This is a genomic window from Archangium lansingense (genome assembly GCF_026626635.1).
GTDB classification, from domain to species: domain Bacteria; phylum Myxococcota; class Myxococcia; order Myxococcales; family Myxococcaceae; genus Archangium; species Archangium lansingense.
Genome location: NZ_JAPNKA010000001.1, coordinates 8,602,139 through 8,625,247, shown reverse-complemented (window position 1 = coordinate 8,625,247; position 23,109 = coordinate 8,602,139). Strand labels below are relative to the sequence as shown.

The window sequence follows — 23,109 nt, the reverse complement described above, 5'->3', positions numbered from 1 at the left end:
GCCATAACACGGGGGGAGAGGGAGTCTCCGCTCTCACGGGCGACGATGTTCCGGAACAGCACGATGCTCGCCTGGCAGGTCAGCGAGAGTGCTGTTCATGCGGAGTCGGACGGGGAGGTCGGAGAGGCCGGGGACAGGTCCCGGCCCCTCCTATAGGGCGAATCCCTCAGGGCTTGAGGGCTCGGCGCTGCGAAACACTGGCGTGGGGACCTGATGCCAGGGCTTTGCGGAGGTGCTCGGCGAGCTGCTGCACGAGCGGCGTGCGCAGCAACTCATGGTGGTTTCCGGGCAGCACGTGGCGCTCGAGGCTGTTGCCGCCTACCGCCGTCCATCCACCGTCCTCGGGTTGGTCCGTGACCTCCCCCGCCTTCAGCAGCAGCAGACGCTGGGCAGAGGGACGAGCTGTGTAGCGCTGGCCAGCTCGCAGGTTGCTCTCGAAGACGCGCATCAGGGTGCGGAGCTGCTCCAGCCCCACTCCGGGCGGCAGGGCTTCGCTGCGCTCACCCACCTCCAGCACTCGTGCCAGCACCGCCTCCGGCTCCAGGGCCTCGAGCTGCTCCCACTCCGGCATCAGCTCCGCTCCGAAGGTGCCCAGCAGGTCTCGGAGGAACAGCGCCGCCGCTTCGGCGGGCTTCAGCTCCGGCCAGGTCTCACCCCGAGGCACGTAGGAGTCGATGAGGGCTACGAGCTCGACTTCCTCCCCGCGCCGCTGGAGCTGGCAAGCCATCTCGTATGCGATGACGCCTCCCAGGGACCAGCCGCCCAGCAGGTAGGGACCAGAGGGCTGCACCGAGCGAATCCACTCCACGTAGAGGGCCGCCATCTCCTCCACGGAGTGCAGCGGGTCACTGAGCCCATCCAACCCCTGGGCTTGCAGGCCGAAGACAGGGCGCTCGGAGCCGAGCTGGCGCGCCAGCCCGGTGTAGCTGAAGACGTTGCCTCCCACTGCGTGGACAAGGAAGAGCGGTGTCTTCTCGCCACCACCGCTCAAGGGGACGAGCGGAGACCAGGTCAGCGGGGACTCCTGGCGCAGCAGCCCGGCGAGCAGCTCCACCGTGGGCGCCCTGAAGAGGGTGGCCAGAGGCAGCTCGCGGCCCGTGGCCTCTCGCACACGTGCCATGAGTCGCACGGCCAGCAACGAGTGGCCTCCCAGCTCGAAGAAGTTGCTCCGCACGCCGACCGGTTGCACCCCCAGCACCTCCTCGAAGACGCGGGCCACCTTCAGCTCCAGCGCATCCCGAGGCGGGATGAACTGCTCGAGCTCCCAGTGCGAAGCCTCCGGCGCCGGCAGGGCCTTGCGATCGAGCTTGCCGTTGGGCGTCAGGGGCAGCGCCTCCAGGGCCACGATGGCCGAGGGCACCATGTACTCAGGCAGGTGCTGCTGGAGGTAGGCGCGCAGGACGGAGGCGTCGGGCGAGTCGCCGGTGACGTAGGCCACCAGGCGCTTGTCGCCGGGCACGTCCTCGCGCACGAGGGCGAGGGCCTGACGCACCGAGGGATGGCGCGCGAGCACGGCCTCGAGCTCGCCCAGCTCGATGCGGAAGCCGCGCAGCTTCACCTGGTGATCCAGGCGCCCCAGGTAGTCCAGACGCCCGTCCAGCAGGTAGCGCACGAGATCGCCCGTCTTGTACATGCGCCCACCCGGCGTGCGGCTGTACGGATCCGGCAGGAAGCGCTCGGCCGTGAGGTCCGGCCGCAGCAGGTAGCCCCGCGCCAGCCCATCGCCCGCGAGGTACAGCTCGCCCGGAGCGCCGAGCGGTACCGGCCGCAGGTGGCGGTCCAGCACGTACGCCTGGGTGTTCTCCAGCGGTCGGCCAATGGTCGGGCTCCGGCCCTCGTCGCGAGGCACCTGCTCGAAGGTGGAGTAGGTGGTGTCCTCCGAGGGTCCGTAGAGATTGAGGACCCGCTCCACGTGGCTCAGCGCGTAGAGCGCGTCGACGGTGCGCTTGGGCAGCGCCTCTCCTGCCAGGTTGACGACTCGCACCGATCGCGGCAGTCCGCCCGAGTGCACCAGCTCCGCCATGGCGGAGGGCACGGTGTTGACCAGCGTCACCTCGTCGCGGCGCGAGAAGGACGGCAGGTGCAGGGCGTTGGGGACGATGAGCACCCGGCCGCCGCAAGACAGCGGCACGAAGAGCTCGAAGATGGAGAGGTCGAAGCACACCGAGGTGGTGGCGAGCACGCCCTGCAGCTCACTCGGAGCGAACACCTTCAGCGCCCAGGTGATGAAGAGCGCGGCGCTGCGGTGCGTGATGGCCACTCCCTTGGCACGGCCCGTCGAGCCCGAGGTGTAGATGAGGTAGGCGAGGTTCTCCGCGTCGCAGGAGGTGGGCAGCGGCTCGTCGGACTGTGCCGCCAGCAGCGCGTCCAGATCCTCCAGCACGAGCGTCTGAGGACGCACCTGGGGAAGTGCGGGGAGCACGGAGCGCTCGCTGATGACGAGTGCCGAGCTCGAGTCCTCCAACAGGTAACCGAGTCGCTCGGAGGGGTAGTCCGGATCCAACGGCGCGTAGGTGCCCCCGGCCTTGAGGACCGCGAGCAGCACTACGGGCAGCTCCACCGTGCGTCGCAGGCACACGCCGACCCGAACCTCCGGGCCCACGCCCAGCGTCCGCATGTGACGGGCGAGCCGGTTGGAGCGCCGCATCAGCTCGTCATAGGTGAGCGAGCGGGTGTCGTCCGCCACCGCCAGCGCGTTCGGGGTCCGCTGGGCCTGAGCCTCCAGGCGTGTGTGCAGCAGCGAGCCATCCCGCGGCAGCTCCCCGGGTGGGTTCCACGTCTCCAGCAGCAGCCGCTCCTCGTCGCGCCCGATCAGCGTCAGGTTTCGCAGGGCAATGTCGGGACGGGCGGAGAGGACGTCCAGGAGTGCTTCGAAGTGGCGCATCATCCGCGCCGCCGTGGCCTCGTCGAAGAGGTCGGTGTTGTAGTTGAGCGTGCCACCGAAGCCGTTCGGGCCCTCGCTGAGCGCGAGCGAGAGCTCGAACTTGGCGGTTGTTCCCTCATGCTCCACGGGGCGCAGGGTGAGGCCCGGGAGCTGGAGCTCGCCGCCAGGCGTGTTCTGCAGGATGAACATCACCTGGAAGAGCGGGCTGCGGCTGAGGTCGCGAGCGGGTTGGATTACTTCCACCAGCTTCTCGAACGGGACGTCCTGGTGCTCGTAGGCGGCCAGGGTGGTGGTGCGCACCTGGGCGAGCAGCTCTCGGAAGGAGGCGCCTTCGGACAGCTGCGCGCGCAACACGAGCGTGTTGACGAAGAAGCCGATGAGGCCCTCCGTTTCGGCGCGGGTGCGGCCGGCGATGGGCGAGCCGACGTTGATGTCGTCCTGGCCAGAGTAGCGGGACAGGAGCACCTGGAAGGCAGCCAGCAGCGCCATGAAGGGCGTGACGCCTTCGCGATGGCACAGCGCCTTGAGCGTCTCGGAGACCTTCTGGGACACGTGCACCGGGAGGTTGGCGCCCCGGTACGACAACACCGCGGGACGAGGCCTGTCGGTGGGCAGCTCCAGAGCGGCGGGGGCACCCGAGAGCTGCTGCTTCCAGAAGTCCACCTGCTGCTGGAGGACGGGGCCACTCAGCCAATTGCGCTGCCAGACGGCGTAGTCGGCGTACTGCACCGCGAGCTCGGGCAGGCGCGCCGGCTGGCCCGAGGCGAAGGCCTCGTAGAGTGCGGCCACCTCGCGCGCCAGGATGGCGTTGGACCAGCCATCGGAGACGATGTGGTGCAGCACCAGGAGCAGGACATGCTCGGTGTTGCTCAAGCGCAGCAGCGAGGCGCGGAAGAGCGGACCGTGGGCCAGGTCGAAGGGCCGGCGGGCCTCCTCCTCCGCCAGCCGGAGCACCTCGGCCTCTCGCTTGGACTCGGGCAGTGAGCCCAGGTCCACCGTGTGCAGCTTCGAGAGCGGAGCCTCGGAGATGACTTGGATGGGGCCGTCCTGGCCCGGCTGGAAGGTGGTGCGCAGGACCTCATGGCGCAGCACGAGCGCCTCGAGTGCCTGGGCCAACGCGCTGGCGGACAGCCGCCCAGAGAGTCGGAGCGCGGAAGGCATGTTGTAGACGGTGCTACCGGGCTCGAGCTGATCGAGGAACCACAGCCGCTGCTGGGCGAAGGAGAGCGGCAGCGAACCCCCGCGAGCCGCTGGCTTCAGCGCGGGAGCCCGGGTGCGGCTGGCGGACTGGACGCGCTCGGCGAGGCCGGCGACGGTGGGAGCCTCGAAGAGGACGCGCAGGGGCAACTCCACGCCGAGCGCGGAGCGGATGCGGCTGATGACCTGAGTTGCCAGCAGCGAGTGGCCACCGAGCGAGAAGAAGTCCTCCTCGGCACCCACGGACTCCACGCGCAACACCTCGGCCCAGATGGTGGCCAGGGTGCGCTCGGTCTCCGTGCTCGGCGCACGAGAGGTCTTGCGCGAGAGCGCCGAGGCCTCGGGAGGAGGCAGCGCCTTGCGCTCGACCTTGCCGTTGGGATTGAGGGGCAGGGCCTCCAGGGCGACGAAGGCCGAGGGCACCATGTACTCGGGCAGGCGCTGCTGGAGGAAGGCGCGCAGGTCGGAGGCGTCGGGCGAGTTGCCGGTGACGTAGGCCACCAGTCGCCTGTCGCCCGGGGCGTCCTCGCGCACGAGGGCCACGGCCTGGCGCACGGAGGCGTGCTGGAGCAGGACGGACTCCACCTCACCCAGCTCGATGCGGAAGCCGCGCAGCTTCACCTGCGAGTCGAAGCGACCGAGGTATTCGAGCGTGCCGTCGGCCAGCCAGCGCACCTTGTCTCCGGTGCGGTAGAGGCGGGCTCCAGGTGTGGTGCTGAAGGGATCCGTGATGAAGCGCTCGGAGGTCAGCTCCGGACGGCCCAGGTAGCCGAGGGCCAGGCCCTCACCACCGATGAGCAGCTCGCCCGGAACGCCCACGGGCACGGGCCGCAGCGTCGCGTCCACCACGTAGGCCTGGGTGTTGGAGATGGGACGGCCGATCGGCAGTGCGGAGACGGCGTGCGGTGGGCACACCCAGGCCGTGCAGTCGATGCACGCCTCCGTAGGCCCGTACTGGTGCACGAGCCGGGCGCTCAGCTTGGAGACGAAGCGCGCGTGGAGCTCGTGCGTGAGGGGCTCGCCGCCGCAGAAGACGAAGCGCAGCGACTGGCAGCGCTCGACGTCCGCCGTCTGTAGGAAGGTGGATAGCGGCGCGGGGCCGAAGTGCAGGTGGGTGATTCCGTGGCGCATCACCGTCTGTACCAGGTACTCGGGATCCCTCTGGCCTCCGGGGCGTGCGAGCACCAGCCGGGCTCCGGCCAGCAGCGGCGCGAACATCTCCCAGACGGAGATGTCGAAGCTGAAGGACGCCTTCTGGAGGAAGGCATCCTGCGGCCCCATGGGGAACTCCCGCTGGCGCCAGTGCAGGTGGTTGACGGCGGCGCGATGGGCGACTTGGACACCCTTGGGCCGGCCCGTGCTTCCCGAGGTGTAGATGACGTAAGCGGGGCTCGTGGCCTCGGGCTCGGGCAGGACGGTGCCCTGGGACTCGGGAGGCAGTGCGTTCAGCGCGTCGAGCGAGTCCAATCGCAGGACCTGGGCCTGGGTGGCCGGCAGGGCCTGGAGCAGGGCGGAGCGGGTGACGAGCAGCTTCGCGCCGCTGTCCTCCAGCATGAAGGCGAGGCGCTCGGAGGGGTACTCCGGATCCAGCGGGACCCAGGCGGCGCCGGCCTCGAGGATCGCGAGCAGTGAGACGAGCATCTCCGGGGAGCGCTCGATGCAGAGGGCGACGCGCGTCCCGGTGCCCACCCCGAGCGAGCGCAGGTGCAGGGCGAGCCGTGTGGAGGCCTCGGCGAGCTGGCCGTAGGTGAGGGTGCCGGACTCGGAGACGAGGGCGGTGGCCTCGGGCGTGCGCCGCGCCTGGGCCTGGACGAGCGAGTGGAGTGTGGCCTCGCGGGGGAAGTCCGCACGCGTGTCGTTCCACTCCACGAGCACCTGCTGGCGCTCCTCGGGCGTGAGGAGGGGCAGGTCGTGCAGGGCGGTGTCGGGACGGGCGGCGATGGCCTCCAGGAGCACCTGGAAGTGACGCATCATCCGCGCCGCCGTCTCCGCGTCGAACAGGTCCGTGTTGTAGGTGAGCGTGCCGCCGAAGCCCTCCGGGCCCTCGCTGAGCGCCAGCGAGAGATCGAACCTGGCCGTGGTGCCCTCGTGCTCCACGGGGCGCAGGGTGAGGCCGGGGAGCTGGAGCTCCCCCGTCGGCATGTTCTGCAAGGCGAACATCACCTGGAAGAGAGGAGTGCGGCTCAAGTCGCGAGGAGGACGCAGCTCCTCGACAAGCTTCTCGAAGGGGATGTCCTGGTGGGCGAAGGCACCGAGGGTGGTCTCACGCACCTGGTGCAGCAGCTCACGGAAGGAGGAGACACCCGCGAGGCGAGCACGCAGGACGAGGGTGTTGACGAAGAAGCCGATGAGGCCCTCGAGCTCGGAGTGACGGCGGCCGGCGATGGGAGAGCCGACGCTGATGTCGTCCTGGCCCGAGTAGCGGGACAGGAGCACCTGGAAGGAGGCCAGCAGGGCCATGAAGGGGGTGACACCCTCACGCTGGCAGAAGGCCTTGAGCGACTCGGAGAGAGCGCGGGGGAGGTGGACCTCGAGGATGGCGCCGCGGTGGCTCTGGACGGAGGGCCGAGGCCTGTCGGTGGGCAGCTCGAGGGCGGCGGGAGCGCCGGAGAGCTGCTGACGCCAGAAGGAGAGCTGCAGCTCGAGGGCGGCGCCTTGCAGCCAACTGCGCTGCCAGACGGCGTAGTCAGTGTACTGCAGAGGCAGCTCGGGCAGAGGAGAGGGTTGTCCCAAGGAGAAGGCCTGGTAGAGGGCCGCTACCTCGCGCACGAGGATGCCCATGGACCAACCGTCGGAGACGATGTGGTGCATGGAGAGGGCGAGGATGTGGAGCCCCTCCTCGAGCTTGAAGAGAGAGGTGTGGAGGAGCGGGCCGCGGGCCAGATTGAAGGGCCGCATGACGGCGTGGAAGGCCAGGCGGTGGGCTTCGTCCTGACGCTCGGAGGGGGGCAGGGAGGTGAGGTCAACGAGGGCCAGAGGCAGGGTAGCCGAGGGAGCGATGAGCTGGACGGGCTGGCCGGCTTCGGAGCCGAAGGTGGTGCGGAGGGAGTGGTGACGGCGGACCAGCTCGGCGAAGGCGTGCTGGAGGGCGGCCTCGTCCAAAGCGCCTTCCAGGCGCAGGACGTAGGGCATGTTGTAGGCGGAGGAGCCGGGCTGGAGCTGGTCGATGAACCACAGGCGCTGCTGAGCGAAGGAGAGGGGCAGGCGGGGGCCTGAGGTGTCCGCCGACGCGAGCTGAGGAGCCTGGAGCGTGGCAGCGGACTGGAGGGCGGAACCCAGGTGGGTCGCGAGGGCGGCGACGGTGGGAGCCTCGAAGAGAGCGCGCAGAGGCAGCTCCACGTGGAAGGTGGAGCGGATGCGAGAGACAACTTGAGTGGCGAGGAGGGAGTGGCCACCCAGCTCGAAGAAGTGGTCGTGGAGGCCGACGCGCTCGACGTGGAGCACCTGGGCCCAGATGTCAGCCAGGCGCTGCTCCAGCTCACCGCGGGGAGCGACATAGGTCGTCGCTGACTGGAGCGAGGAGGCCTCGGGGGCGGGAAGCGCCTTGGTGTCCACCTTGCCGTTGGCAGTCAGCGGCAGGGCCTCGAGGGGCACGAAGGCGGAGGGCACCATGTATTCGGGCAGGGCGCCCTTGAGGAAGGTGCGCAGGTCCGCGGAGTCGAGCTCGGGGGACGCGCTACCCTCACCCCGTCCCTCTCCCGGAGGGCGAGGGGAAGTGGGCGCAGTGGGTACCACATAGGCCACGAGACGCTTGTCACCCGAGTCCTGGCGAACCAGGACAACGGCCTGACGCACGGAGGGGTGAGCACGGAGAGCGGACTCGATTTCGCCCAGCTCGATGCGGAAGCCGCGCAGCTTCACCTGGGAGTCGAGACGGCCGAGGAACTCGAGCTGACCCTCCGGGAGCCAGCGCACCTTGTCACCGGTGCGGTAGAGGCGGGCGCCCGGAGCAGAGGAGAAGGGGTGGGGAACGAACTTCTCGGCGGTGAGCTCGGGGCGAGCGAGGTAGCCGCGCGCCAGGCCGTCGCCGCCCAGGTACAGCTCACCAGGGACACCGGGAGGTACCGGTTGCAGGTGAGCGTCGAGGACGAAGACGGTGGTGTTGGAGATGGCGCGTCCGATGGGGACGGAGGTGGCGTGAGGCTCGACGGACTGGACGCGGTACCAGGTGGAGAAGGTGGTGGACTCGGTGGGGCCGTAGCCGTTGATGAGGCGAGCGGGCGGGTTGGCCTCGAGGACGCGGCGGACGGACGTGACGTCACAGGCCTCACCGCCGATGACGAGGTTGCGCAGGGAGGAGAAGGAGGCGGGCGAGAGAGAGGCGACCTGGTTGAAGAGGGCGGTGGTGAGGAAGAGGGTGGAAACGGAGTGGGCGCGGAGGGTGGCGCCGAGCTCGAGAGGAGAGAGGAGCTGCTCGCGAGAGAGGATGAGGAGTCGAGCGCCGGAGAGGAGCGCGCCCCAGACTTCGAAGGTAGCGGCGTCGAAGGAGGTATTGGATGCGTGCGCGACGCGGTCCTCGGGAGTGAAGCGGACGTAGTCCGAGGAGAGCACGAGTCGCAGGACGCCGAGGTGGGGGATGGCGACACCCTTGGGCCGCCCCGTGGAGCCCGAGGTGTAGATGAGGTAGGCGAGGTTGTCGGAGCCGGAGCCCGAGGGAGGGGCGTGGAGGGGTAGCCGGGAGAGGGACGTGGACTCGGAGTCCAGCAGGACGAGGCGAGCCGAGTGCGAAGGCAGCCGGGCCTGGAGGGACTGGCGGGTGATGAGGACCCGGGCGGAGGAGTCCTCGAGCATGAAGGCCAGGCGCTCGGAGGGGTAGGAGGTGTCGAGGGGCAGGTAGGCGCAGCCGGCCTTGAGGGTGGCCAGCATGGCCACCACCATGTCCGTGGAGCGCTCCAGCATGAGGCCCACCAGCACCTCGGTACCGACGCCCAGGGAGCGCAGGTGCCAGGCGAGCTGGTTGGTGCGAGCATCCAACTCACGGTACGTGAGGGTCTGCTCGCCCTCCTGGACAGCGATGGCGTCCGGAGTGAGGCGAGCCTGAGCCTCGAACCGGGCGTGAATGGAGTTGTCGCGCGGGTAGTCCGTCCAGGTCTGGTTCCACTCCACCAGCACCTGCTGGCGCTCGCTCACCGTCAAGAGAGGCAGGGTGGCGAGGGGCGCCTCGGGGGACGAGATGAGCGCCTCGAGCAACAAGCCCAGGTGGCTCGCCATGCGGCTGATGGTGCCGTGCTCGAAGAGATCCGCGCAGTACTCGAGAGCGCCGGTGAAGCCCTCGGGGCTGTCGAAGAGCGACAGGGTGAGGTCGAACTTGGAGGCCACCTCATCCGGCATCAACGGGCGCAGGGAGAGTCCCGGCAGGTCGATGGCGGATTGAGGGGTGTTCTGCAGCGCGAACATCACCTGGAAGAGAGGGGTGCGGCTCAGGTCACGCGGAGGACGCAGCTCCTCGACGAGCTTCTCGAAGGGGATGTCCTGGTGGGCGAAGGCACCGAGGGTGGTTTCGCGCACCTGGTGCAGCAGCTCGCGGAAGGAGGAGACGGCGGAGAGGCGGGACCGCAGGACGAGGGTGTTGACGAAGAAGCCGATGAGGCCCTCGAGCTCGGAGTGACGGCGGCCGGCGATGGGAGCGCCGACGGAGATGTCGTCCTGGCCCGAGTAGCGCGAGAGCAACACCTGGAAGGAGGCCAGCAGGGCCATGAAGGGGGTGACCCCCTCGAGGTGGCAGAAGGCCTTGAGCGACTCTGAGAGGGCCTTGGAGAGGTGGACCTCGAGGAGGGCGCCACGGTGGCTCTGGACGGAGGGACGGGGCTTGTCGGTGGGCAGCTCGAGGGCGGCGGGAGCGCCGGAGAGCTGCTGGCGCCAGTAGGATAGTTGCTGCTCGAGGGCAGCGCCTTGCAGCCAACTGCGCTGCCAGACGGCGTAGTCAGCGTATTGCAGCGGCAGCTCGGGCAGAGGCGAGGGCTGTCCGGAGGAGAAGGCCTGGTAGAGGGCCGCAATCTCGCGCACGAGGATGCTCATGGACCAACCGTCGGAGACGATGTGGTGCATGGAGAGGGCGAGGATGTGGAGCCCCTCCTCGAGCTTGAAGAGAGAGGTGTGGAGGAGCGGGCCGTGCGCCAGATTGAAGGGCCGCATGACGGCGTGGAAGGCCAGGCGGCGGGCCTCGTCCTGACGCTCGGAGGGAGGCAGGGAGGTGAGGTCAACGAGGGCCAGAAGCAGGGAAGCCGCGGGAGCGATGCGCTGGACGGGCTGGCCGGCCTCGGAGCCGAAGGTGGTGCGGAGGGAGTGGTGACGGCGGACCAGCTCGGCGAAGGCGTGCTGGAGAGCAGCCTCGTCCAAAGCGCCTTCCAGGCGCAGGACGTAGGGCATGTTGTAGGCGGAGGAGCCGGGCTGGAGCTGGTCGATGAACCACAGGCGCTGCTGAGCGAAGGAGAGGGGCAGGGGGCCTGAGGTGTTGGCCGGCGCGAGGGGAGGAGCCTGGAGCGTGGCAGCGGACTGGAGGGCAGAGCCCAGGTGAGCCGCGAGGGCGGCGACGGTGGGAGCCTCGAAGAGAGCGCGCAGAGGCAGCTCCACGTGGAAGGTGGAGCGGATGCGAGAGACAACTTGAGTGGCGAGCAGGGAGTGTCCACCCAGCTCGAAGAAGTGGTCGTGGAGGCCCACCTGCTTCACGCCGAGCACCTTGGCCCAGATGTCGGCCAGGCGCTGCTCCAGCTCACCGCGGGGAGCGACATAGGCCGTCGCCGACTGGAGCGAGGTATCGGGGGCGGGAAGCGCCTTGGTGTCCACCTTGCCGTTGGCAGTCAGCGGCAGGGCCTCGAGGGGCACGAAGGCGGAGGGCACCATGTACTCGGGCAGCGAGTGCTGGAGGAAGGTGCGCAGGTCCGCGGAGTCGAGCTCGGGGGACGCGCTACCCTCACCCCGTCCCTCTCCCGGAGGGCGAGGGGAAGTGGGCGCAGTGGGTACCACATAGGCCACGAGGCGCTTGTCACCCGAGTCCTGGCGAACCAGGACAACGGTTTGGCGCACGGAGGGGTGGGCACGGAGAGCGGACTCGATTTCGCCCAGCTCGATGCGGAAGCCGCGCAGCTTCACCTGGGAGTCGAGGCGGCCGAGGAACTCGAGCTGACCATCCGGGAGCCAGCGCACCTTGTCACCGGTGCGGTAGAGGCGGGCGCCCGGAGCAGAGGAGAAGGGGTGGGGGATGAACTTCTCGGCGGTGAGCTCGGGGCGAGCGAGGTAGCCGCGCGCCAGGCCGTCGCCGCCCAGGTACAGCTCGCCGGGGATGCCGGCGGGCAAGGGCTGGAGGTGCTCATCCAACACGTAGGCCTGGACGTTGTGGAAGGGCCGGCCGATGGAGACGCGGCGGGGGTCCACGTCGAGGCAGCGGGTGGCGAAGACGGTGACCTCGGTGGGGCCGTAGGCGTTGATGAAGCGACGGCCGGGCTTCCAGCGAGCCGCGAGCTCCGGAGGGCATGCCTCGCCGGCGGAGACAAGGGTGTGGAGGCACTCGAGACCCTGGAGCTCGAGGAGGGCCAGCAGCGAGGGAGTGAAGCTGACGGCGGAGATGGCGTGCTCGCGCAGGTAGTGCTGCAGGGGCAGGCCAGGCGGCACCTCGTCGTGAGAGGTGAGGAAGAGCTGGCCACCGGCGAGCAGGGGGGGAATCAACTCGCAGATGGATCCGTCGAAGCCGATGGAGAGGTAGGGCAGGACGCGAGAGTCGGGCCCGAGCTCCCAGGCATCAATGGTTTGCAAAGCGGTGTTGCACAGGCCGCGTTGGTGCAAGAGGGTGCCCTTGGGGCGGCCAGTGGAGCCCGAGGTGTAGATGACGTAGGCGAGGTTTCCGCCGTCCGGAGTCACCTCGAGGTTCTCCGCGGAGTGGGAGGAGAGCTGCTCGGAGAGCGCCTCCATCCGCAGGGCTCGAATCCCCAGGTCTGTCCCCACCGGGTCGGGTGAGTGGGTGAGGAGGATCGAGGGACGAGCGTCCGAGAGGATGAAGGCGAGGCGCTCGTGAGGCAGAGAGGTGTCGAGCGGGAGCCAGGCGGCGCCGGCCTTGAGGGTAGCGAGAAGGGCGACGACGAAGTCAGGGGAGCGCTCGAGGTGCAGAGCGACGAGGACATCCGGGCCAACGCCGAGGGAGCGCAGGAGACGCGCGAGCTGGTTGGCGCGGGCATTGAGCTCCGCGTAGGTGAGCAGCTCGCTGGAGGAGTGGATGGCACGTGCGTCCGGAGTGCGGCGCACCTGGGCCTCGAAGAGGCGGTGGACGAGGGGCGGCTGGGGCAGCTCGCGAGGCGCGGGACTCCACTCCACGAGAAGCTGGTGGCGCTCGGCCTGGGAGAGAAGGGACAGCTCACGCAGGCAGGCGTCATGCCGGAGCGTCAGTCCCCGCAAGAGCGCGCACCACTGGGTCAGGGCCTGGTGGAGCAGGGCGTGGTCGAAGCGAGCCGAGTCATAGGACGCGCGCAGTTGAATGCGTGAGCCCGGGTGGACGGCGAGGGTGAGGGGGAAGTTGGTATGCGAGGCGGAGAGGACCTCGCGGATGTCCAGGGAGGTGGCCTGGCGCCGGACGGACTCGTCCAGAGGGTAGTTCTCCACGACGAGGAGCGACTCGAAGAGAGGCGCCGCCCGAGGCAGGGAGCTCGCGGCGTGAATGGAGACGAGCGGCGTGTGCTCGTGTTGCTGCAACTCGAGCTGCTGCGAGCGCAGCTGGTGGAGCCAGGGGAGGAGCGGCGAGGACGGCGCGGGGATGTGGATGCGGACGGGGAGGGAGTTGATGAACAGGCCCACCATGGACTCGATGCCAAGGAGCTCGGGGGGCCTGCCGGAGACGGTGAAGCCGAAGAGAACATCCTTCTCGGCGCTGTGGAGGGAGAGAACGAGCGCCCAGGCTGCCTGCGAGAGGGTGTTGAGGGTGACCTGGTGCTGACGCGCGAAGGCCTGGATTGCGGACGAGTCCTCGGCGGAGAGGCTCACCTCGAGGGTGTGCTGGGTGGAGGGCTGGCCCGCGAGCGGAGTGGCGTGGTTGTCGGCCGGAAGGGGCGTGGGCGAGGAGAAGCCCGCGAGGGTGGAGCGCCAGAAGGCCTCGTCGGACGAGGGGTCTCGGCGCTGCAGCCAGGCGATGTAGTCGCGGAAGGGCGGGCGAGAGGAGCGCTGAAGGGGCTTGCCGGAGCGGAAGGCGTCGTAGAAGGAGAAGACGTCCTGCAAGAGGAGGCCGACGCTCCAACCATCCACCAGCAGGTGGTGATGGCTCCACAGGACGCGCCACGAGTCGTCCTCGAGGCGGAAGGCCGTCAGGCGCATGAGCGGGGCGCGAGCGAGTTCGAAGCCTTTGCGCCTGTCCTCGAGGAGGAAGGCGTCGAGGCGGGTCTTCTGCTCGTCCGCGGAGAGGTGCCGCCAGTCATGCTGCTGGAAGGGCATGGCGGCGCGCGAGTGGACGAGCTGCAACGGGGTGTCGAGACCCTCCCAGAGGAAGGACGTGCGGAGGGTGGGATGGCGCTCGAGCGCTGCCTGCCACGCCTCGAGGAAGGCCTCCAGGTTGAGGCCGGAGTGGACGCTCCAGGAGAGCTGCTCGAAGTAGACGCCGGAGTCCGGTGAGAGGAGGGCGTGGAAGAGCATGCCCTGCTGCAAGGGCGTGAGGGGATAGAGGTCCTCGGGTGCAGCGGCGTGGCGTGAGAGGACTGCGTCGAGCGTCTGCTGGGAGATGCGCGCGAGGGGGAAGTCAGCAGGCGTGAAGCGGCGCGTGTCGTCGGAGTGACGGAGCGAGATGAGGGCGCGCAGGTGCGCGAGGAAGCTCTCGGCAAGGCGTTGGAGCGTGGACGCCTGATGGAGGTGGGTGCTGTAGGTGAAGGAGAGCTGGAGGCGTCCCTCGAGGACGGAGCCATTCACCTCCAGGGGATGCATGCGGCGAGCAGAGGGGGCGGTGGCGGGGCCGGTGGGCTCGCTGGCGAGCGAGAAGAGGGTACTCGCGGTGGCGGAGGCGTCGAACTGGCCGAGGTAGTTGAAGGCGACTTGAGGCGCCGGGAGTGCCCGCAGCTGCTGGGCGAGCGCGTCGGGCCCCAACCACCGCAGGAGGCCGAAGCCGATGCCGTGGTGGGGGAGCTGGCGCAGGGAGTCGCGAACGGAGCGCAGACAGTCACCCGGTGAGCCGCCCTGAGGAATGGAGAGCAGGACGGGGGTGAAGGAGGTGAACCAGCCGATGGTGCGCGAGAGGTCCACGTCCGGGAAGAGATCCTCGCGGCCGTGGCCCTCGAGCGTCACGAGGAGGCTCGGCTGGCCCGTCCACTCCGAGAAGGACTGGACGAGCGCGGTGAGGAGGACGTCGTTGATGTGTGCGCGCCAGGCGGCGGGCACCTCCTGGAGCAGGAGACGGGTCTCGTCGGCGTCGAGCGAGACGGAGACGGAGGCAGCGGAGGCGTAGGTGTTCTCTCCGGAGGCGTCCTCGGGGAGGGCGGGGACGAGCGCACGAGCCTCGTCCAGCCAGAGGGCTGCCTCGGAGGCGAGCGCCTCGGAGGAGGCGTACTCGGAGAGGCGGCGAGTCCACGTCTTGAAGGAGGTGGACTTGGGGGGCAGCGCCACCTGCTGACCGCGCAGGAGCTGGAGGTAGGCGGCCTCGAGGTCCTCGACGAGGATGCGCCAGGAGACGCCATCAATGGCGAGGTGGTGGACGCAGAGGAAGAGGCGCTGGGAGTCGCCGAGGTGGAAGAGCGCGGCGGCGAACAGCGGAGGCCGGGAGAGCTCGAAGCCGGCTTGGATGCGAGAGGTCTCGGCTTCGAGGGCCGCGGTCCGGGCGGCGGCAGGCAGGGAGGACAGGTCCACCTGGAGGAGGGTGGGCGCGGCCTCGGTGCCAGCGAAGTGCTGCTGCCAGCGTCCCTCGACGCGGGTGAAGCGGGCGCGCAACGCATCGTGGTGAACCACCACGTGACCGAGCGCCTTTTCGAGGAGCGCCGCGTTCAGGGGCTGACGCGCCTCGAGGAGCACGCTGTGGTTGAAGTGGTGGGCGTGCGTGGCGTCGTGGTGGAGGAACTGGAGCTGGACAGGCGCGAGGTGCGCCTCGCCAGTGACAGGACCCTGCTCATCCAGTGCGCCAGAGGTGCGCGCGGCGATGCTGGCCAGCTCGGCGATGGTCTGGTGCTGGAAGAACTGGCGAGCGGACAGGGCGAGGCCCGCCTGGCGCGCGCGCGCGACGACCTGGAGACTGATGATGGAGTCGCCGCCCAGCTCGAAGAAGTTGTCGTGGATGCCCACCTGCTTCATGCCGAGCGCCTGCGCCCAGATGTCACTGAGCCGCTGCTCGGTCGCGTTGCGAGGCGCGACGTAGGTGGCGCGAGGCTCGGAGCGCGAGAGGTCCGGCGCGGGCAGGGCCTTCCTGTCCGTCTTGCCGCTGGAGGTGAGCGGCAGGGCTGGCAGGGCCACGAAGGCCGAGGGCACCATGTACTCGGGCAGCTTCTGCTTGAGGAAGTCACGCAGCTGCGCGGTGTTGAGCTCGGGGGACGCACTACCCTCACCCCGTCCCTCTCCCGGAGGGCGAGGGGAAGTGGGCGCAGTGGGTACCACATAGGCCACGATGCGCTTGTCGCCCGGGGCGTCCTCGCGCACGACGACGGCGGCCTGGCGCACCTGGGCATGCTGCTCCAGGGCGGACTCGATCTCCCCCAGCTCGATGCGCAGGCCGCGCACCTTCACCTGGAAGTCGAGCCGGCCCAGGTACTCGATGTTGCCGTCCGCCAGCCAGCGCGCCTTGTCGCCGGTGCGGTAGAGGCGGGCACCGGGCTGGGAAGCGAAGGGGTCGGGGATGAAGCGCTCGGCGGTGAGCTCGGGGCGCGAGAGGTAGCCACGGCCCACCTGAACGCCGCCGATGAAGAGCTCGCCGGGCACCCCCGTGGGCACCGGACGCAGGTGCGCATCGAGGATGCGGATGGCGGTGTTGGCGATGGGACGGCCGATGGGGATGGAGCGCCGAGCGTCCTGCGGCTGGCAGTGGAAGGCCGTGACGTCGACGGCGGCCTCGGTGGGGCCGTAGAGGTTGTGCAGTTGGGCCGAGGGCAGGCGCTGCAGGCAGCGCTGCGTGAGCTCCAGGGAGAGGGCTTCACCACTGCACACCACGCGGCGCAGGCTGGTGCACTGCTCGAGGCCCGGCTGCTCCAGGAAGTGCTGGAGCATGGAGGGCACGAAGTGGGCGGTGGTGACGTGCTGCTCGCAGATGAGGCGCAGCAGGTAGTCGGGCTCCTGGTGGCCGCCGGGGCGAGCGAGGACGAGACGCGCACCCACCATGAGGGGCCAGAAGAACTCCCAGACGGAGACGTCGAAGCTGTAGGGCGTCTTCTGGAGCACCACGTCCTGCTCGCCCAGGCCGTAGGCCTGCTGCATCCAGAGGAGACGGTTGCAGACGGCGCGGTGGGCATTCATGGCGCCCTTGGGACGGCCGGTGGAGCCCGAGGTGAAGATGACGTAGGCGAGGTTGTCCGGCGTGGTCCCAGAGGGCGGCGCGTGCGTGGGCTGGCCGCGCAGCGACTCGTCATTCAGCGCCAGCGGCACCACGGAGGAACCGTGCTGCTCGGGGAGGCGGGAGAGCAGGGCGGGCTGCGCCAGGAGGACGGCGGGACGGGCGTCCTCCAGCATCCATTCCAGGCGCTGGCGAGGATAGGAGGGGTCGAGCGGGACGTAGGCACCGCCGGCCTTGAGGATGGCGTAGAGGCCGACGACGAGCTCCAGGGAGCGCTCGGCGCACAGGCCCACGCGCACCTCGGGCCCGACGCCCAGCGAGCGCAGGTGCCAGGCGAGCTGGTTGGTGCGAGCATCCAGCTCACGGTAGGTGAGGGTCTGCTCGCCCTCCTGGACGGCAATGGCGTCTGGAGTGCGGCGAGCCTGGGCCTCGAACTGGCCGTGGATGAGGTTGTCGCGCGGGTACTCCGTCTGGGTCTGGTTCCACTTCACCAGCACCTGCTGGCGCTCGGCCTCGGTCAGCAGCGTCAGCTGCGCCAGCGGCGTTTCTGGTGCCTCCACCACCTGCCGCGCCAGGACGGCCAGGTGCCCGGCCATGCGCGCCACGGTGGAAGGCTCGAACAGATCCGTCGAGTACTCGAGGGTGCAGTGCAGCCCGTCGCTCCGCTCAATCACCTCGAGCGACAGATCGAACTTCGTCGTATCCGCGTTGATCCTCACCCCGCTCAGCCGCAAAGAAGCCATCTCGGCTTGCGGCGCGGGGACGTTGACGACGTTGAGCACCACCTGGAAGACAGGGGAGCGGCTGGGATCTCTCCGCACCTGGAGCGCGTCCACCAGCCGCTCGAACGGAAGCTCCTGGTGGGCGAGGATCTCCAGCGATGCCCGCCGCACGCGCGTCAACAGCTCCCGGAAGGACGGATCCCCGCCCAGCGAGGCCCGCACCGCGAGCGTGTTGACGAAGCAGCCGATGAGCTCCTCCGTCCCCGGGTAGTGACGGCCGGCCGTGGGCAGACCCACGGCGAAGTCTTCCTGGCTGCTGTAACGGCTCAGCAGCGTCTGGAGGAGCGCCATGACCACCATGAAGGACGTAGAGCCCTCACGCCGCCCCAGTGCCAGCAGCGGCTCGGACAGCTCTCGAGGCAGCACGAAGGGGAGCAGGGCTCCCTTGTAGGTCTGGACGGCCGGACGGGGCTTGTCCGTGGGCAGCTCCAGCGGCGGTACGCCCGCGAGCCGCTGCTTCCACCAGGCGACCTCCGTCTCCATCACCCCGCCCTCCAGCCACTTGCGCTGCCACACCGCGAAGTCCGCGTATTGCAGCGTCATGGGCGGCAGCGGCGATGGCTGCCCGGCGCAGAAGGAGGTGTAGAGCGCCACCAGCTCCTTGGCCAGCACCAGCGAGGACCAGGCGTCCGAGACGATGTGGTGGAAGACCAGGTTGAGGACGTGCTCCTCCGGCTCCACCCGCAGCAGCAGCGCATGCATCACCGGGCCCTTCTCCAGATCGAAGGGCTTCAGCAAGTGCTCGCGGCACAACCGGAGCGCGTCGGCCTCCCGTGCCTCGGACGTCGAGGCACTCAGCTCCACCAGGGGCATGGACAGCTCACTGCCCGGGTGGATGATCTGGACGGCTCCGTCCTCGGCGAGGGTGTAGGTGGTGCGCAGCACCTCATGGCGGCGCACCACTTCCTCCAACGCGGCCTGGAGGGCGGCCACGTCCAGCGAGCCGCTCAGGCGGTACGTGACACCGTTGTTGTACGCCACGCCCATCGGCTCGACCTGCTGCAGGTACCACAGCCGCTGCTGGGCGAAGGAGAGCGGCAGGGGCGCGTTCCTCGGTGCACGAGGAATGGGAGGAGGCGTGGAGGTCCCTCCCGCGGCAGCCACCGGCACCACGGTGTTCGTGGGGCGCTCCGCCTCGGCGGCGGGGCGCTTCGCGCGGGCCGGGGGCGCATTCATGGGCTCCAGGCCACCGTCCGTCCGCATGCGCACATAACGGCCGGTGCGGTAGAGGCGCTCGGAGGCGCCCAGCGGATGGGGCACCCAGCGCTGCTGCTCCTCACGGGAGGCGCGCCACAGGCTCTGCGGCAGACCGGCACCCCAGAGCGCGAGCTCGCCCACGACTCCGGGCGGCACTGGCTGGCCGGCCTCATCTAGCACCCAGCGCTGCACTTCCGCGGGCAGCTCCTCATCCGGCGCTCGCGGCAACAGCGAGCCGTCCGCCACCATGCCCCTTCTCAGCACCGGTACCCCGGCCGCCTCCTGCAGCGACCGGGCGAGCTCGGCGGAGGTCTCCTCCAGCACCAGGGCCTTCACAGGCTCCAGCGCTTGCCGCGCCTCGGGCAGCTCCGCCAACGAGCGGGCCAGCCGTGCCGAGGCGTGCATCAGCACCTCGCCCGAGCTCCGCGCCAGCTCCACCAGCGCGTCGATTCCCTGCCGGCTCTCCACCAGCACCTGCTGCTGCCGCCCGGCGGCGAGCTCCTCGCTGCGCTTGCGCACCTCCGCCAGCTTGCGCAACCCCTCCAGCACCACCGGGGTCTCCAGGCCGAAGTCGATGAGGCATGCCACCTCGTCCACGTCCGCCTCGCGCACCACCTCCAGCCGCTTCACCCCGTTCTCCACCGAGCCGATGAGGCCCGCATGGTAGGCGTAGTGCTCGAAGCCCCGCTCCAGGATGGCCTGCACGTCCGCCTCGGGCACCTTGGCGATGTCGCCCTTGAAGCCTTGCAGGGCCGCCAGCGACGCGACGATGTCCACCGAGCCGCGGAAATAGCCCAGCAGCGGCTTGTGCACCGTCTCCAACACCTCGCGGTCATCCGTGCCGATGAAGGTGTGGAGCATCACGGTGATGTGACCGCGGCCCGGGTGGCCGTTGCGTCGCCAGGCCTCGCGGTACAGGCCCACCTTGGCCTTCAGCTCCTCGAAGTTATGGGCCAGCATGCCGGTGAGTACTCCCGCGCCCAGCTCGCCGGCCATGCGGAACGTCTCCGGGTTGGAGGTGGCCGTCAGCCAGATGGGCAGCTCGCGCTGCACGGGCAGCGGGCGCAGGCCCACTTCCACGTCCACTCCACCACCGCCCTTGCGCTTGAGCTTCTCACCGCGCCAGACGGCCCGCAGCGTCTTCAGGTTCTCCAGGAGGACGGTGCGCCGGTTCTCGTAGTTGTGCGGCGCGTACGAGAAGTCCTGCACGTGCCAGCCCGTGGCCACGGATACGCCGATGCGTCCGTTGGAGAGGTTGTCCACCACGGACCACTGCTCGGCCACCAGGAGCGGATCATGCAGCGGCAGCACCACGCTGCCGGCGCGCAGGCCCAGGTGGCGTGTCACCGCCGCCACGGCCGCCGCGAGGACGGCGGGCTGGGGATAGATGCCACCGAAGGCATGGAAGTGGCGCTCGGGCGTCCACACCGCGGAGAAGCCATTCGCGTCCGCGAACTTCGCCCCCTCCAACAGCAGCTCGTACTTGGAGCCCTGCATGGAGTCTTCGTCATTGGCGAAGTACATGAGGCTCAAGTCCACCGCACGCGAGCGGATGCCCTCGCCGCGCAGGTGCAACAGGCTCGCCGACACCTCCTGCGAGGGGAAGAGCACGCGCAGGCCTCGCGAGAGCGCCCACAGCCACTCCATCTCCGGCCGCTCCACCGCGTTCTCGGCGGCGGCCAGCCAGGTGCTCCCCTCGGCCGGCTTCAGCCGAGCGTCCAGGGTCTCGAAGAGGTGCAGCAGGCCCCCCTGGGTGAGCATCCAGGCGGGTTGCGAGGCGCCGACGGGCAGGATCCAGGCTGGATCCTCCGGACGCGGTGCGGCCTTCGCCCCGGCCGTGGCCGAGGTGTCCTCCAGGGCCTCCACGTACAGCACGCGCGAGGGCTCCAGGCGCTGGGCGGTGACGAGGCCGCGCCAGGTGATCAGCACGGGCGCGCTGGTGCCCTCGGGGGCGTACTGGGGCAGGCTTCCGAGCTCGGAGGGGCCCAGGGTCATGACGGAGGCACCGGCTTCCATTACGCCCCAGAGGGCCAGCAGCTTCTCGGGCGAGGGCTCCAGGCACACCACGACCGGCTCACCCCGCTTCACGCCCAGGGCGTGCAGGCGGGCCGCCAGACCCTGGACCCGGGTCATCAGCTCTCCCAGGGTCCAGGTCCGTCCTTCCCGCGCGACGGCCACGGCAGTGGGAGTGCTCGCCGCTCGCCGTGCCAGCAACTCGGGCACGGTGGGCGAGGTGGGCGCGGGCAGAGGCTGGAGCCATTGCTTCCGCTCCTCCCCGGTGAGCAGGGGCAGCCGGGAGATGCGCTCGTCCGGCCGGGCCATGCCCGCGGTCAGCAGCATCTGCAGGTGATCGAGCATGCGGCGCGCGGTCGACGCGTCGAAGAGCTCGGTGGCGTACTCCAGCGCACCGTGCAGCTGGCCGGGCACCTCGCGGAACACCAGGGTCAGGTCCGCCAGCGTCGTGCCCCACTGCACGGGCGTGTCCGGCACCTCGACCAGGCTGACGCGCAGGCCGGGCAGCTGCTGCGAGTCGCCGGCCGGATCGCTGTGGAGAACGAGGACGCTGTCCGTCATGCGGCCGCGGCCGATGTCGTGCTGGGGGAAGAGCTCCTCCACCAGTTGCTCGAAGGGCACGTCTGGGTGGTTCTGCGCGCCCAGCAACACCTCGCGCACGCGGCCCAGCAGCTCGCGGAAGGTGGGGTCTCCCCCCAGGTCCGTGCGCAGTGCCACCGAGTGGGCCACGTAGCCGATGAGCGGCTGCAGCTCGGGGAGGGTGCGGTTGGCGATGGGCGTGCCGACGACGATGTCCGTCTGTCCGCTGTAGCGGTGCAGCAGGGCCTGCCAGGCTGCCAGCAGCGTCACGTAGGAGGTGAAGCCCTCACGCCGTCCGAAGGCCACCAGCTCGTTGGCGAGCGCGGGAGGGAAGTCCACGGACATGCGTGCCGAGGTAAGCGGGCAGCTCGCGGGCCGGGGCCTGTCCGTAGGCAGGTTCAGCCGGCGCGGCATGCCGGCGAGCTGCTGGCGCCACCAATGCTGTTGCTCGGTCAGCAGGTTCTCGCTCACGTTGCGGCGCTGCCAGTGACCGAAGTCCGCGTACTGCACGGGCAGGGCCGGCAGCGGCGAGGGCCGTCCCTCGCGCATCGCGACATAGAGCGCCGCCATCTCGTGGATGAAGATGACGGCGGAGAGCGTGTCGCTGACGATGTGGTGGATGGTGCACAGCAGGACGTGGACGTCCTCGCGCAGCCGCAGCAGCGTGGCGCGCAGCACGGGTCCCTTCACCAGATCGAAGGGCCGTACCGCGTCCTCGCGCGCCAGTCGCATGGCCTCGGCCTCGCGCTCCTCCTGGGTGCCGTCGAGCACCAGCACCTCTAGAGGCACGTGCATCCGCGCATGGAAGCGCTGCACGGGGCGGCCATCGACGGTGTCATAGGTGGTGCGCAGTGCCTCGTGGCGCTGGACGACTTCCTGGATGGCGCGCTCGAGCAGCCGCGCGTCCAGGGCGCCCTCCAGGCGGAGGACGAAGGGGATGTTGTAGGCGGACAGGCCCGGGAGGAACTGCTCCAGGCGCCAGGTGCGCTCCTGCACGTAGGAGAGCCGCAGCTCGCCATCGCGGGTCAGGGGCACCAGCTTCAGGGTCTTCTGTTGCGTCTGCTGCTGCTGCGGTGCGGACTGCAGCAGGGCCTCGATGCGGGCGGCGATGCCCGCAACGGTGGGGCTGTCGAAGAGGTCCGCTAGCGGGAGGTTCACCCCGAAGGTTTCGCGCATCTGGGTGAGCATCTGCGCGGCCATCAGCGAGTTGCCGCCCAGCTCGAGGAAGCTGTCGTCCCGTCCGACGTATTCCAGCCCCAGGCGTGCGCGCCAGAGGGCGGCCACACGCTCTTCGATGTCACCTCGAGGCCTGTCTTCCCGCCCGGCGGGGACCACCGCAGGAGCGGCCGCCGGGGCCGCGTCGGGGCTCTCGAGGGCCGGAGTGGAGGGCGTGACGGCGAGGGCGGGAGACGCGCTCGGGAGCGCGGTGGTGGCAGGCGCGCTCGGAAGTGCCGTAGCGGGCCAGGCGGGAGCCACGGTGGGCACCGCCTCCACCCAACACCGCTTCTCCTGGAAGGGGTAGGTGGGGAGCGAGAGGCGCAGGCGCCGCTCGCGGGCGTAGAACGCCTTCCAGTCGATGGGGAGGCCATGGGCCCACGTGTCGCCCAGCGCCTGCAGGAATACGGCGTGCTCCGAAGCCGAGCTGCCCTGCCGGCGCAGCGAGGGGAGTGCCTTCACCTTGCCGCTCTTGCTGTCCCTGTTGGCGCGGACCAGGGCGGTGAGATCCTGTCCCGGACCCACCTCCAACAGCAGGCCGCAGCCCTCGCTCAGGAGTGCCTCGACCCCCGCGGCGAAGCGCACGGGCTGGCGCATCTGTCGGGCCCAGTAGCCCGGGTCTCGCATCTCCTCGGCGGTCGCCCAGGTGCCGGTGAGGCTGGAGACGAGCCGTGCCGTAGGGGCCGAGCGCCCCAGCGAGGCCACCACCCGCACCAGCTCGGGCATGAAGGGCTCGACGTCCGCGGAGTGGAAGGCATGGGGCGCCGGCAGCCGCAGCGTCCCCACCTCGCGGCGCTTCAGCT

Annotated in this window: 1 protein-coding gene (running past one end of the window); it reads right to left on the bottom strand. The window is 69.9% G+C overall.

Translation table 11 applies throughout. From position 1 onward, the window contains the following. Positions 1-166 precede the first annotated feature (166 nt). Positions 167-23,109, bottom strand: the 3' portion of a protein-coding gene (locus OV287_RS34080; protein ID WP_267538215.1) for a non-ribosomal peptide synthase/polyketide synthase. It continues 13,738 nt past the right edge of the window; 22,943 of the gene's 36,681 nt are visible here — the last part of the coding sequence; its start codon lies beyond the right edge, outside the window — the gene reads right to left on this strand; it ends in the stop codon at positions 167-169.